At 71.1% G+C, this 13,111-nt stretch carries 13 protein-coding genes; 5 read left to right on the forward strand and 8 right to left on the reverse strand.

The genetic code is table 11. The features are described from left to right. Positions 1–93: 93 nt before the first annotated feature. The 5 genes from Afe05nite_RS38735 to Afe05nite_RS38755 are packed head-to-tail and all read right to left on the reverse strand — an operon-like array spanning position 94 to position 6,032. Positions 94–1,092 (reverse strand): LacI family DNA-binding transcriptional regulator, encoded by a 999-nt coding sequence (locus Afe05nite_RS38735; RefSeq protein WP_203822309.1) that lies wholly within the window; start codon positions 1,090–1,092, stop codon positions 94–96. Positions 1,093–1,151: 59 nt separating this feature from the next. Further along, positions 1,152–3,032: a glycoside hydrolase family 127 protein gene (locus Afe05nite_RS38740; protein ID WP_203822310.1), complete on the reverse strand. Its 1,881-nt coding sequence runs from the start codon at positions 3,030–3,032 to the stop codon at positions 1,152–1,154. A gap of 8 nt (positions 3,033–3,040) precedes the next feature. Beyond that, positions 3,041–3,850 (reverse strand): carbohydrate ABC transporter permease, encoded by an 810-nt coding sequence (locus tag Afe05nite_RS38745; RefSeq protein ID WP_203822311.1) that lies wholly within the window; start codon positions 3,848–3,850, stop codon positions 3,041–3,043. After that, on the reverse strand, positions 3,847–4,773 hold the full coding sequence (locus tag Afe05nite_RS38750; protein ID WP_203822312.1) for a carbohydrate ABC transporter permease: 927 nt from the start codon (positions 4,771–4,773) through the stop codon (positions 3,847–3,849). The genes Afe05nite_RS38745 and Afe05nite_RS38750 overlap by 4 nt, the downstream gene beginning before the upstream one ends. Before the next feature lie 8 nt (positions 4,774–4,781). Then, the gene (locus Afe05nite_RS38755; protein ID WP_203822313.1) at positions 4,782–6,032 is read right to left on the reverse strand and encodes a sugar ABC transporter substrate-binding protein; all 1,251 of its coding nucleotides are present in this window, start codon (positions 6,030–6,032) and stop codon (positions 4,782–4,784) included. A 162-nt stretch (positions 6,033–6,194) separates the two neighbouring features. Between Afe05nite_RS38755 and Afe05nite_RS38760 the strand changes: the two genes are divergently transcribed. Further along, on the forward strand, positions 6,195–7,184 hold the full coding sequence (locus Afe05nite_RS38760) for a LacI family DNA-binding transcriptional regulator (protein WP_239118539.1): 990 nt from the start codon (positions 6,195–6,197) through the stop codon (positions 7,182–7,184). 9 nt (positions 7,185–7,193) lie between these two features. Here the strand turns inward: Afe05nite_RS38760 and Afe05nite_RS38765 are convergent, their stop codons facing one another. Next, positions 7,194–8,417, reverse strand: coding sequence for an alpha/beta hydrolase (locus Afe05nite_RS38765; RefSeq protein ID WP_203822314.1), 1,224 nt, complete (start codon positions 8,415–8,417; stop codon positions 7,194–7,196). 120 nt (positions 8,418–8,537) lie between these two features. On the opposite strand from Afe05nite_RS38765, the gene Afe05nite_RS38770 reads away from it, so the two are divergent. From Afe05nite_RS38770 to Afe05nite_RS38780, 3 genes are all read left to right on the forward strand, one after another. Then, positions 8,538–9,365: a hypothetical protein gene (locus Afe05nite_RS38770; protein ID WP_203822315.1), complete on the forward strand. Its 828-nt coding sequence runs from the start codon at positions 8,538–8,540 to the stop codon at positions 9,363–9,365. Positions 9,366–9,436: 71 nt separating this feature from the next. Continuing rightward, entirely contained in the window at positions 9,437–9,982 is a 546-nt protein-coding gene (locus Afe05nite_RS38775) for a GNAT family N-acetyltransferase (protein WP_239118528.1), read from the forward strand. Positions 9,983–9,997: 15 nt separating this feature from the next. Then, on the forward strand, positions 9,998–10,894 hold the full coding sequence (locus tag Afe05nite_RS38780) for an AEC family transporter (protein ID WP_203822317.1): 897 nt from the start codon (positions 9,998–10,000) through the stop codon (positions 10,892–10,894). Positions 10,895–10,907: 13 nt separating this feature from the next. Here the strand turns inward: Afe05nite_RS38780 and lexA are convergent, their stop codons facing one another. Further along, a complete protein-coding gene (lexA, locus tag Afe05nite_RS38785) occupies positions 10,908–11,549 on the reverse strand; it encodes a transcriptional repressor LexA (protein ID WP_203822318.1) in 642 nt (213 codons plus the stop codon). A 105-nt stretch (positions 11,550–11,654) separates the two neighbouring features. Here lexA and Afe05nite_RS38790 point away from each other — a divergent pair, with 105 nt between their 5' ends. Further along, positions 11,655–11,945, forward strand: coding sequence for an HAD domain-containing protein (locus tag Afe05nite_RS38790; RefSeq protein WP_239118529.1), 291 nt, complete (start codon positions 11,655–11,657; stop codon positions 11,943–11,945). A 12-nt stretch (positions 11,946–11,957) separates the two neighbouring features. Here the strand turns inward: Afe05nite_RS38790 and Afe05nite_RS38795 are convergent, their stop codons facing one another. Beyond that, the gene (locus Afe05nite_RS38795) at positions 11,958–12,944 is read right to left on the reverse strand and encodes an NAD(P)H-dependent flavin oxidoreductase (RefSeq protein ID WP_203822319.1); all 987 of its coding nucleotides are present in this window, start codon (positions 12,942–12,944) and stop codon (positions 11,958–11,960) included. Positions 12,945–13,111: the final 167 nt, after the last annotated feature.

The raw sequence follows: 13,111 nt of genomic DNA on the forward strand, positions 1-13,111 counted from the left end.
CCCGGCTCACCACACCGTCGTGGCCCTTTCCGGACAGGTCGCCCTGGCGGCGCCGCTCTGCCGGGAAGAAGGGGCCAGGCCTTGGAAGTGGGCCTAGGTGGGGACGGTGGAGTCGCGGATCACCAGTTTGGCGGGGTGGCGGTGGGTGCCGGGGCTGGGATCGCCGTCGATGGCTTTCAGGAGCAGCTCGGCGGCGGCCCGGCCGAGGCCCTCCAGATCCATGTCGATGCTGGTCAGCGGGGGACGGCTGGCCAACGCGATCACGTCCCAGTTGTCGAAGCCGACCAGGGCCACGTCGCGGGGGACGTGGCGGCCGGCCTCGCGCAGCGCGTCGGCGACGCCGCGGGCGATCTGGTCGCTTCCGCAGACCACGGCGTCGAAGTCGACCTGCTGGGCGAGCAGCAGGCCGGCCGCCTGGCGGCCCCAGGCCTCGCTCCACTCGCCGTGCAACGGGGGCGCGGCCAGGCTGTCGCCCAGGTGGATCGCGGCGGCCTGGGCGCGCACCCGGGCCGAGTGGTGGTGTTCCGGGCCGGTCACCACGGCGACGCGGCGGCGGCCGACCGTGCGCAGGTGCTCGACCGCGAGGCGGATGCCGCCCGGCTCGTCGGGGACCACCGAGCAGTCGGTGGCGGAGGCCGAGGCCAGGAACGCGTAGACGACCGGCACCCCGGGCGCGGCGGTGATCGGCGGGCGGGTGCCGGCTCGGCGGCCGGTGACGATGATGCCGTCGACCCGGCGGCTGAGCAGGACGCGCAGGTGGTGCTGCTCGCGTATCGGGTCGTCGCGGGCGTCGCACAGCAGCACGGACATCTCGCCGGCGCCCAGGGTGTCCTCGGCGCCGATCAGCAGCGGGATGGAGAACCGGCCGATCGTGTCGGTGGTGATCATGCCGACCGTGAAGCTGCGACCGGCGTGCAGGCTGCGGGCGGCCGGATTGGGATGGAAGTCGAGTTGCTCGGCGGCCTGCTTGACCCGGGCCACGGTGTCGGCGCGCAGCGAGCCGCGCCCGTTCAGCGCCTTGGAGGCGGTGCCGACCGACACGCCGGCGAGTGCGGCCACGTCGCGAATGGTGGCGGTGCGCGGCCGGGTCATGCCAGCAACGTACCGTGTGGGCGGACCGGGACCGCGCAGGCGGTCCCGGCCGACAGCGATCAGGCCTCGCGCGGGGCGAGCGGGATCCAGACCCGCATCGGGCCGGCGTCCCGGTTGGCCCACAGGAAATAGGGGATGGCCGGCACGGCGGCGCGCCGGGTGCCCCCGGCCGTGCCGGTGGCGAACTCCCGGTACAGCGCTCCGGAGCTCTCGGGCCGCACCTGCAGTACGGGAAGCAGCGTCACCGGCGCGATGCCGGTGCCGAGTTCCACCGCGGTCGAGGTATCGATGCAGAGGTCCTCGAACGCGGCGGACTGCATCGATGCCGGCACGTCGGCGTGCTCGAGGCAGTAGACGACCGGGCCGCGGGCCAGGGCGACGCTGTCCCGCACGGCGTCGACCCGAGGGTGGGCCGCGACCAGCCGGGGCGGCATGGCCAGGGTGAGCACCACGACGTCACCGGCCCGCCATTGCCGGCTTACCCGCAGGTAGCCCTCCTGGGCGCCGGCCCGGATCAGCGACCCGTTCACGGTGAGCCGCGCCTCGCGGCACCATGCCGGCACCCGCAGGGCGAGCGTCCACGGCTCGTCGCCGGACTCGGTCACCGTGACGGCGATCGTCTCGTCCCACGGATAGGACGTACGGACCTCGAGCGCGCGGCCGGCGGCGCTGACCACGCCCGGGGCGTACAGGTGAAGTTGCAGGCCGGCGTCGGTGCTGGAGGCGACGTAGGCGTGCAGGGAAGCCATCAGCCGGGCCAGGTTGGGCGGGCAGCAGGCACAGGAATACCAGGTGAGCCGCTGCGACGGGGTGTCCTCGTGGGAACCGTCGTGGCCGGTGCGCAGCTGCAGCGGGTTGGAGTAGAAGAACGAGCGGCCGTCGAGGGCGGTGCTCGCCGCGATCCCGTTGTAGAGCAGCCGTTCCATCTCGTCGGCGTACCCGGAGCGGCCGGTCGCGAGCAGCAGGCGCCAGGCGAGCTGGAAGCTGCCGATGGCCGCGCACGTCTCGGCGTAGGCCCGGTCGGGCGGCAGCTCGTACGCGTCCCCGAAGCCCTCGTCCTTGTGCCGTGACCCCTGCCCGCCGGTCAGATAGGTGCGGCTGGCCAGAGCCGACTCCCAGAGCCGTTCGGCCGTCCGGAGCAGGTCGGGGTCGCGGGTCTCGACCGCCACGTCGACCACCCCGGCCAGCAGGTACATCTGCCGCACCGCGTGCCCGGCGACCTCGGTCGTCTCGCGCAGCGGCTCGTGGTCCTGCCAGTAGCGCGGCCCGAACCGGCCGGCGCCGAGCATGCCGTGACCGCGCAGGTCGAGGAAACGCTTCGCCAGGGCGAGGTACGGCTCGTGGCCGGTCTCCCGGTAGAGCTCCACGAGCGCGGTCTCCACCTCGGGATGGCCGTCGATCAGATCCTCGGCGCCGGCCCCGAAACGGCGTACCAGAAGGTCGGCGAACCGGCGCGCCACGGTGAGCAGTTGGGTGTTCCCGGCACCGCGCGCCGCCGCGACGGCGGCCTGGATGAGATGCCCGGCGGAGTACATCTCGTGGCTGAAACCGAGGTCGCTCCACTGCTGATCGCGGCGCTCGACCTGATAGTAGGAATCGAGATAGCCGTCGGCTTCCTGGGTCTTCTCCAGAAGCGCCGTCAGATCGGCCCGGAACTCGGGGAAACCGCCGGACCAGCCGACCGCTTCGAGCGTCTTGTAGACGTCGGTGTCGGCGAACCACATGCCCCGGAACTCGGCGTCCGAATCGCCGGTCACCCGGCGCAGGTTGTCGAGGTTGCCGTAGGCGGAGAGCTGGCCGATGCAATGCGGCATGGTGGCCGCCGCATTGCGTTCCTGCCAGCCGCCGAGCAGACCTTCCGGGTCGAGCCGGACCGCGTCCAGGGGCAGCGGGTTCAGGGCGGCGATGGCCGACGGGGTGGGCGCGGCGGGGCCGGTCATGTTGGTCCTCAATCTTTGACGGCGCCGGCGGTCACGCCGGCGGCCACGTAGCGCTGAGCCAGGATGAGCAGCAGCGTCGCGGGGATGGAGGCGATCACGGCGGTGGCCATGATGGCGTTCCACTGCTGATTGTTGTTGCCGATGTAGTGGTAGATGCCGAGCGTGATCGGTTGTCGCGGGCCGCCGCCGTCGAGGGTGGAGGCGAACACGAAATCGGACCAAGCCCAGAGGAACGCGAACAGGCTCACGGTCACGATCGCGTTCCGGCTCACCGGCAGGACGACCGACCAGAACGTGCGGAAGGTGCCGGCGCCGTCGATTCTCGCGGCGTTTATCAGTTCGGCGGGCAGGCCCGACATGAAAGCCGTGAAGATGAGGACGCCGAACGGCACCGCGATCGTCGAGTCGGCGAGCACCAGACCGGGCGCGCTGTTGAGCACACCCAGTTTCAGGTAGATGGCGTAGAAGCCCATCGCCATGATGATGCCGGGGATCATCTGGGCCATCAGCAGGACGAAGGACAGGACTCCGCCGCCGCGGGGCCGCAGTTTGGCGAGCGAATAGCCGGCCGGGGCCGACAACGCGACGGTCAGGAGCACCGTGCCCAGGCCGATCAGCAAGCTCGTACCCAGATAGGGCAGTTGCTGGTCGAGAACGGCCCGATAGCCCTCGAGCGTGCCGTGGACCGGGAACAGATAGGGCGGGTCGTGGCGCATGTCGGTGTCCTTGGTGAAGGACACGTTGACCATCCAGTAGACCGGGAACAGCATCAGCGCGGTCAGGACGATGCCGGCGACGGTCTTGAGGCGCGCTTTCATGACACCTGCCGGCGCTGGACGCGGATGTAGAGGAGCCCGAAGATCAGCGCCAGCACGATCAGGAGGTTGCCGACCGCCGCGCCCGGCCCGAAGTTGGGCACCAGGGTGCCGAAGCCGAGCTTGTACGACCAGGTGGCGAACGTCGTCGACGAGTCGGTCGGGCCGCCCTTCGTCATGATCCAGATGAGGTCGAAGACCTTGAGCGTGTAGACCAGCCCGAGCAGCAGGGTGATCGCCGAGACCGGGCGCAGCAGCGGGAACGTGACGCGCCAGAAGCGCTGCCATCCGCCGGCGCCGTCGAGGGCGGCCGCCTCGTAGATCTCCGACGGGATCGCCTGCAGCCCGCTGTAGAGAACGACCAGGTTGAACGGAATGCCGATCCAGATGTTCGCGATGATCACGCTGGTCAGCGCCCACGTCGGCGACGTCAGCCAGTTGACCGGGTCGATCCCGGCCGCCTTCAGCGCGAAGTTGACCACGCCCGAGTCGCTGTTGAGCATCCACGACCAGGTCGACGCGCTGACGATCAGCGGCAGCAGCCAGGGCACCAGGAAGAGGGCGCGCAGCGTCGCCGACAGCTTGAAGTTCTGCGCGAAGAAGATCGCCAGGACCATGCCGATGGAGAACTGGAACACCAGCGACACCCCGGTGAAGACCACGGTGTGCAGCAGTGCGGGCCAGAACGTCGCGTTGTCGAGCACGGTGCGGTAGTTGTCCAGGCCGCTGAACGGGGCGTCGCCCTGCACGAACGAGCGCACTGTGTAATGCCGCAGCGAGAGATCCAGATTGCGGTACAGCGGGTAGGCGTAGAACGCCACCAGGTAGATCACCACGGGCGCGAGGAACAGCCAGGCCGCCCACTGGCCGCTGCGGCGGCGCGGGGCCCGCGCCGGGGCGGCCGGAGCCGCCTCGGCACGGGTCATCACGACACTCACTTGGTGGCCGAGGCGGCCGTCGTCTGGGCGGCGGCGAAGGCGTCCTGCGGCGACTTGCTCCCCGACAGTGCGGCCTGGAAGCCGGTCCACATCGGCTCGGAGATCTTCGGGTACTTGGTGCCGAGGTTGTCCGAGGTGCGGCCCTTGGCGGCCCGGACGGCCTCGACCCACACCTTCAGGTCGGCGTTCGCCGCGACCTGCTTCGCCTGGACCGCGTCGGTGGCCGCGACGTAGGACAGCGTGGTGTCGGTGGCCAGCGCGTTCTCATTGCTGGACAGGCAACTGATCAGCTTGGTGGTGGTGGCGTACTTGCCCTTGTCGTTCTGCACGGGCGCGGTCACGAACTCGCCACCGGTGGGGGCCGGGGCGGTGCCACCCGCCTGCGAGGGGATCGGGATGATCCCGTACTCGAAGCCGGTCTTCTTGGCATTCGCCAGCTGCCACGTGCCGTTCTCGCTGAAGGCGAAGTTGCCCGAGGCGAATTCCTGCCAGCTGGTGGTCTGCGTGTTGTTGAGGACCGAGTTGGGCGCGAGGCCGTTCTTGAGCCAGTCGGTCCACAGCGTCAGCGCGGCCACCCCCTGCGCCGAGTCGAGCTGGGTGAGCTGCGCGCCGGACCCCCAGAACCACGGCAGGAACTGGAACGATCCCTCCTCGGTGCCGATCGCCGAGAACGTGATGCCCTTCTTGCCGGCCGCCTTCACCTTCTGCAGCGCGGCGGTCAGCGACGCCCAGTCCTTGATCGTGGCCGGGTCGACCTTGACCGCGTCCAGGATCTTCTTGTTGTAGTAGAGCGCGAGCGTGTTGGCGCCGATCGGGATGCCGTAGGTCTTGCCGTCGACCTGCCCGGCGGCGAGCAGGTTGGGCTCGACCGCCGACGTGTCGATCTTGGTGTCCTCGGTCGTGGTCAGCACGCCGGCCTCGGCGAGCGTGGAGACCACCGGGTTGTCGACGATCAGCACGTCGGGGGAGTTGCCCTGCTGGGCGGCGAGCAGCGCCTTGGTCGTCAGGTCGGTGGTGTCGAAGCCGGTGCGCTTGACCGTGACCCCGGCGTCGGTGCCGCACTTGGTGAGCAGCTTGACCCAGTCGGACGAGTCGTCGAACTGCGGGTAGGGGTCCCAGATGGTGTAGGTGCCGCCCGCGGTGGCGGTCTCGGTGCCTTTGGAGGTGTCGTTCGAGCACGCGGCCACGAGGCAGGCCGCGACGGAGAGAGCTGCGAGCGCACGCAGCCCCCGGCGGGGGAGGGTCATATTCGGTACCCCTTGAGAGGACGAGGCGAGGCAACGGAAGGAAAACGATTGCCCTGAAAGTAGGGAGCCTCTTGCATCGGTGTCAAGGGGAAAGTTACGGTTCGTTGGCACGACCTGGGAAACGGGGAGGAAACGCTGGGAACCATCGATCGGGCCGCCACGATCAGCGAGGTCGCCGCCCTTGCCGGCGTCTCCCCGGGCACCGCCTCCAAGGCGCTCAACGGACGCGGCGCGCTGCGCCCGGAGACCCGCCGCCGGGTCCAGGAGGCCGCCGACCAGCTGGGCTTCGTCGCCAACGCGGCCGCCCGCAGCCTGCAGGCCGGTCGCACCTACACGGTCGGCATGATCACCACCGACAGCATCGGCCGCTTCTCGATCCCGCTGCTGATCGGCGCCGAGGACGCCCTGGGCGCCGGCCAGGTGAGCGTCTTCCTGTGCGACGCCCGGGACGACCCCATCCGCGAGCAGTACTACCTGCGCACCCTGCTCGGCCGCCAGGTCGACGGCATCATCGTGACCGGCCGCCGCACCCAGGCCCGCCCCCCGATCGGCCGGTCCCTGCCGGTCCCGGTGGTCTACGCGTTCATCAGCTCGACCGAGCCGAGCGACTGCTCGGTGGTCCCCGACGAGGCCGACGGCGCCCGCCGGGCGATCGAGCACCTGATCGCGATCGGTCGCCGCCGGATAGCCCACGTGACCGGTCCCGAGCACCACCACTCCGCCACCGTCCGGGCCGCGGCGGCGATGCGCACCATCTCCGCGGCCGGCCTGGAACCGGCCGCCCCGCTGCTGTTCGGCGAGTGGAGCGAGGCGTGGGGCCGCCAGGCGGCCGGCATCCTGCTGTCCACCGGCGCCGACGTGGACGCCGTCTTCTGCGGCAGCGACCAGATCGCGCGGGGCCTGTCGGAGGCGTTGCAGGAGGCCGGCAAACGAATCCCGGGCGACGTCGCCCTGATCGGTTTCGACAACTGGGACGTCATGGTCGACGGTTGCCGGCCCGCCCTGACGAGCGTCGACATGGACCTCGAGGGAATCGGCCGGACCGCCGCCGAACTGCTGCTCGCCACGATCAACGGCGAGCCGGCGCACGGCCGGCGGGCCCTGCCGGGCCGCCTGGTCCCGAGAGGATCGACAGCGGTCAACGTCTTCTGAGTACGCGGTTCAGCGGCGGGCGGCGAGCCAGCTCTGGATCTTGCTGATCACCTGCTTGTCGGGCTCACCGAACTCGGGCCTGAACTTCGGGGTGATGTTCATCGTGTGGGCCATGCCGGGGTAGACGACGAGCTCGTGGTCGCGGTTGCCGGCCGCGGCGACGGCGGCGTCGGCGACGATCGCGACCCGGGCCGGGGTCTGGATGTCGTTCTCGCCGTTGAGCAGCAGCGTCGGCCCGGCGAACCGGGGCAGCGCCTGGGTCACGGTCGGGAAGCGGCCGAGGTCGATGGCGTAGGAGACCACGTACGGGTCGAGACCCGGCACGTTCGGGTAGGCGTCGATCTGGGTTGCCTTGCGCAGCACCGGGCCGGCCTCGGCGTCGATGGCGATCCGGCCGTCGTGGTCGCGGTCGGTCGTGGGCGAGACCTTCCGGCCGTCGAGCAGAACGCCGCGGAACTGCTCGGCGACCTCCTTCGGCTGGCCCAGCAGACCGTCGGCGGCCTCGGTCGCGGTCAGCTGACCGTCCCCGTCCACGTCGAACTCGTCGTGCATCTGCACCAGCAGCCGGCCGTAGATCTGGAACGTGAGCAGCTCCTTGACGGGCCGGCCGACGACGCCCATCTCCACCACGCCGGCCGGCGTGGGGATGCCGAACCTGCGCGGATCGGCGGCGAGGTTGGCGGCCACGTTGGTGCCCTCGCTGTGGCCGAGCAGGAAGATCTTGGACGGGTTCACCCTCGGCGACCGGGCCGCGAACCGGATCACCGAGGCGGCGTCCAGCTGGATCTGCCGGTAGGGGTTCTTCGGGGTGAGCTGGGCCGGATCGGTGCTCTCCACCGGCCCGATGCCGGTCACGCCGCGCTTGTTGAAGCGCAGGGTCGCGAAGCCCGCCCGGCCGGCGGCCTGCGCCAGCGGCACGAAGGTGGACCCCTTGCCGTCGGGCAGCGTCTGGTTCATGTCGTTGTGCCCGCTGCCGTGCAGGAAGACGACCAGCGGCAACGGACCCCGGGCGGCACTCGGATAGGTGAGCTCGGCGTCGGTGACCCAGCCCTGGCCGAAGTCGATGCGGACCTGCTCGCGGGTGATGCCGTCCCAGCCGGACCGCTCGTGGGCGGCGCGGGCCGGCGAGCCGCCGGCCGGGACGCTCGCGTCGGCGATCCCGGCGCCGGCGGCGAGGACGGCGGCCGTGGCCACGCCGACCACGAGTTTGCGGTGGTTCTTCGTGGTAGTCATGGGGGAAACGCTATTGACGATGCTTGCGAGGATCGATCCCGCTGGCTACCCAACCGAGGTACAGCTGGCACCACCGTCCGCATGCGATGATGCGGGTCGGCTGACGGGAAGGGGGCGAGGTTGACGCCGTCCCTCTATGTCGCCCATGACGAGCGCATGGTCATCGTGTCGCTGCTCCCGCTCGAAGTGGTCGGCGGCCGGGGAATGTCGTACGGCTGGGGCAGTGTCCTGGAAATGGCGCCGGCCGAGCCCGCGACCGAGCCGGGGCCGCTGACCGGGGTGCTCTGCGGCGTCGGCGGCGTCTCCGGCATGATCGGCGCCCTGCTGCTGCTGGGCGGGGCGCTCACCGGTGGCATCTTCCTGCTGGGCGGCGTCACGGTCGCCGGCGGGGCGATCCTGCACGGCTGGCGGCAGCGGCCCGGGGTGATCTCGGCGCCGCGGCTGGCGAGCGATCGCGAGCAGCACCACGTGCTCGTCGAGGACCGCGACCGGAAACTGTTCTCGGACGCGATCGACCTGTGCCAGCGCACCTCGCAGACGTGGCCGGCGCTCGGCGCGCTGATCGACGCACCGGTCGCCGAGCGGCAGCTCGCCCGGGCCCTGTTCGATCTGGCCGGCGCCCTGGAACGCCGGCAGGAGCTGCGCGAGCTGCACGCCGCACTGGCCGAGCACGACGGCGCGTTCGAACTGGCGCCGCGGATGCTGAAGGCGGGCTCGGCGCTGGCCGCGCTGGACGACGAGGTGGGCCACCGGCTGGCGACGCTGAACGCGGTCGCCGTCGCCGGTGAGGAGCTGATCCGCGACCAGCGGATCACCGCGCTGGCCCGGGAGGCGGACGAGGCGCTCGCCCGGCTGACCTCGACCGGGCTGCCGATCGTGGCGGACGCCGGGTCGGAGCTGGCCGAGCGCACCGAGGCGGTGCTGCGGGCGTACCGGGAGCTGACCTGACCGGTTGGGGCCGGCCCGGTGATGGTGTGAAATGGGATCGACGGCTACCGAACGGCAGAGAGGCTGACCGGGTGACCCCCGACGTTCGTATCGTGCACTTGACCGGACCGGCCTTTCAAGCGCTCGCGCGCGGCGACCTCGCCGCCGCCGACGCGGCCAGTCCCGTACCGTTGTCGGCCTTTCTCGCCGGGCCGGAATGCCAAGGGGTGTGGGCCTATCGGGCCCGGCAATGCGAGGCGGACCCGGACAGCGCCGGCTGGGTGACCGGGGTGATCTGGGACGAGCGGAACCAGGTGGCGGTCGGCCGGGCCGGCTTTCACGCGCCGCCGGACGCGGCCGGCCTGGTCGAGATCGGGTACGCGGTGGAGCCCGCCCACCGGCGGCAGGGTTATGCGCGTGCCGCGTTGGAGGCGCTGTTGCAACGCGCCTGCGACGACCCGGGCGTCAAGACCGTGCGGGTCTGCATCGCGCCGGACAACATCGCGTCCTATTCGCTCGCCGCGCACTACGGCTTCGTGAAGGTCGGCGAGCAGTGGGACGAGCAGGACGGGCGGGAGATCGTCTACGAGATGCCGGCCGACCGGTTCGGCCAGGCGCGGAAAGCCGGCGACCGCTGAGTCCGGACGGCGCGAATGCTGCACGCGCTTGACGGCTTCGCGCTCATCGGCGCGATCGTCCTGGCCGGATGGGCGGTGGGCCGGTTCGCCGGTCTGCCGGAGACCACCGAGGAGATCGTCGGACGGCTCGTCTACACGATTCTGGCGCCCTGTCTGCTGTTCACCGTGGTCGCACGGGCCGATCCGGATGTTCTGTTCAGCGAGCCGCTGCTGGTGTCGGGGCTCGCGGCGCTGCTGACCTTCATCGCGTACGGGCTGATCTTTTTCCGCCGTGATCGCCGTACCCGAATCATGGGTGGAATGTGCGCCGGCTATGTCAACGCCAACTACATCGGCATCCCGATCGCCACCTACGTGCTCAACGACGCCGCCCTCGTGGTGCCGATCATGATGCTGCAACTGCTCGTCATCACCCCGATCGTGCTGGCCTTACTGACCTCCGGGTCGGCCCGCGAGGCGGTCCTGTCGGCGCTGCGCAACCCGCTCGTCGTCGCGGTGGCGCTCGGCGCGACCGTCGCCGCCACCGGCCTGCGGATCCCCGCGGTCGTCGCCGACCCGCTGAACGTCATCGGACAAGCCACGGTGCCACTCGTACTCATCGCCTTCGGCCTGTCGCTGCACGGCCGGGCCATCCTCGCGCCCGGCCCCGACCGCGCCCCCACCCTTGTCGCCGTCGCCGGGAAAACCGCCGGCATGCCGGCGATCGCCTTCCTCCTGGCGCTGCTGTTCCGCCTGCCCCACCACGAGACGTACGCGGTGACCGTGCTCGCCGGCCTGCCGACCGCGCAGAACGTCTTCCTGCACGCCCAGCGCTTCCGGACCGGCCTGATTCTCGCCCGGGACGCCGTTTTCCTCTCGACGATCGCGTGCGTGCCGGTCCTGCTGCTGATCGCTGTGCTGTTCACCCGTTGACCCGCGCGGTCGATCAGGTGCGGCGCAGAACCGAGACGACCTTCCCGAGTACGACGGCGTGGTCGCCGTCGATGTTGTCGTAGGCCGGATTGCGCGGCTCCAGGACGACGTGCCCGCCCCGCCGCCGGAAGACCTTCACGGTCGCCTCGTCGTCGATCATCGCGGCCACGATCTCCCCGTTGTAGGCCTCGGGCTGCTGCTTGACGACCACGATGTCGCCGTCGCAGATCGCGGCGCCGATCATCGAATCGCCGCGAACCCGCAGCCCGAACAGATTGCCGCGCCCGACCAGATCGCGGGGGAGCGGGAGTACTTCCTCGGAGTTCTGCTCGGCCGGAATCGGCGTGCCGGCCGCGATGTCGCCGAGGACCGGCACCCCGATGGTGTTCGTCTCGGCGCGCGGCGCCTCGGGCGGGGCGAGGAACATGCGTACGTCGACCGGTCTTGTCGCCCTACCCCGCCGCAGATAGCCGAGGTCCTCCAGAACGCGCAGGTGCCGGCTGACCGTCGAGGTCGCGGCGACGCCGATCGCGTCGGCGATCTCCCGGGTCGACGGCGAATAGCCGTGCCGCAGCGCCCACTTCTGGATGACGGCGAGAATCCTGCGTTGCCGCTCGTTCAGAACCGACGTATCGAGACCCTCATCCGCTAGCACTCCAAGATCTTCCTCGGTGACCCGCCGGTTGTCGCGCCGACGCGCCGACCCGATCGCGTGCTCGCCGACCGGTGCGGCCCGTCGGCCAAGGGGGAGAATGGGTCGATGCCCGGACCACTGATCTTCCTGGACGTCGACGGGCCGTTGATCCCGTTCCGGGCCCGGTCGTTCGGGCCGGTCGAGCACGAGAATCCGCTTGTGGAAAGGCTGGATCCGGCCGACGGCGGGCGGCTGCTCGCCCTCGGTGGTGCGCTCGTGTGGGCGACGACCTGGATGGACGACGCCAACGAGGTGATCGCGCCGATCCTCGCTGGGTCGCGGCGAACTGTTCGGGGCGGGCGCTGTTGCATCGGGTCGACCCGCGGGTCGGCCTGGCCGGTGGCGACTTCGCGGTGATCCGGCGCTGGGTCACTGATAGCGGGTCAGCACCTCCCGGGCCTGGGCGGTGATGTCGGCGATCACCGAGCCGGCGCTCTTGACCGCGTCGACCAGGCCCACGCCCTGGCCGGCCAGCAGCGGCATCTCGTCGAGGTCGCCGGTGGTGACGTCGCGCATCGGCACCAGGTTGGCGAAGCGTGGCACGTCGACGGGTTCGCCGCCGAGGACGGTGCGGCCGATGATCGGGCGCTCGGCGGGGTAGCTCGGCTTCTCCTCGACGACGCGGTTGCGCAGCACGCGCATCGGGTTGAACTCGGGGGTCTCCGGACCGAAGAGCGAGGTGCGGACGGTGTCCGTGGCGGCCGCCCGCACCAGGCGGGATTTGTAACCGTCGTGGGCCAGCGACTCGTCGGTCGCGACCAGGCGGGTGCCGATCCAGGCCCCGTCGGCGCCCAGCATCAGCGCCGCCGCCAGTCCGCGCCCGTCGGCGATGCCGCCCGCCGCCAGCACCAGGGCCGGCGCCACCGCGTCCACGATCAGCGGGACCAGGGCGAACGTCGGCAGCGACCCGAAATTGTGCCCGCCCGCCTCACTGCCCTGCGCCACGATCACGTCGATCCCGTCGTCGACCGCCCGCCCGGCCGCGGCCACGTCGCCGACCTGCTCGAACACCCGGATGCCGGCGGCGTGCAGCTGGTCGATCCAGGCGCGCCGCGGGTGCCCCCAGTGGAACGACACCGCCGGCACGGCCGCCTCGCACACGGCGTCGATCTGTGGTTGCTCGGTGAAGACGGTGATGAAGTTGACGTGGAAGGGCGCCGGGGTGCCGGCCCGGACAGCCGCGATGACCTGCAGCATCGCGGGCAGCGGCAGGAGTCCGACGCCGAGCGAGCCGAGCCCTCCGGCGTTCCCCACGGCCACCGCGAGCTCCGGGCCCATCCCGACGAAGGCCATGCCGGCCTGGGCGATGGGCGTGCTCAGTCCGAAGGCCTCGGTGAATCGCGTACGCAGTCGCATCCCCCGACGATGTCGCACCTGCCCGCCGTTGCCTGTCGTGCGGCGGACAGTCGGCGAAGGGGGCGGCTGCCGGGGGAGAGCGGCAGGACGTCGCCGACGTGGCGAGGACCGCGGCGTCGCCGGTGCCGGCGGGACCGGGCGTGGTCGGGTCGAGCCCGGCCCGGACC

Source organism: Paractinoplanes ferrugineus, from assembly GCF_016862195.1.
GTDB lineage: Bacteria > Actinomycetota > Actinomycetes > Mycobacteriales > Micromonosporaceae > Actinoplanes > Actinoplanes ferrugineus.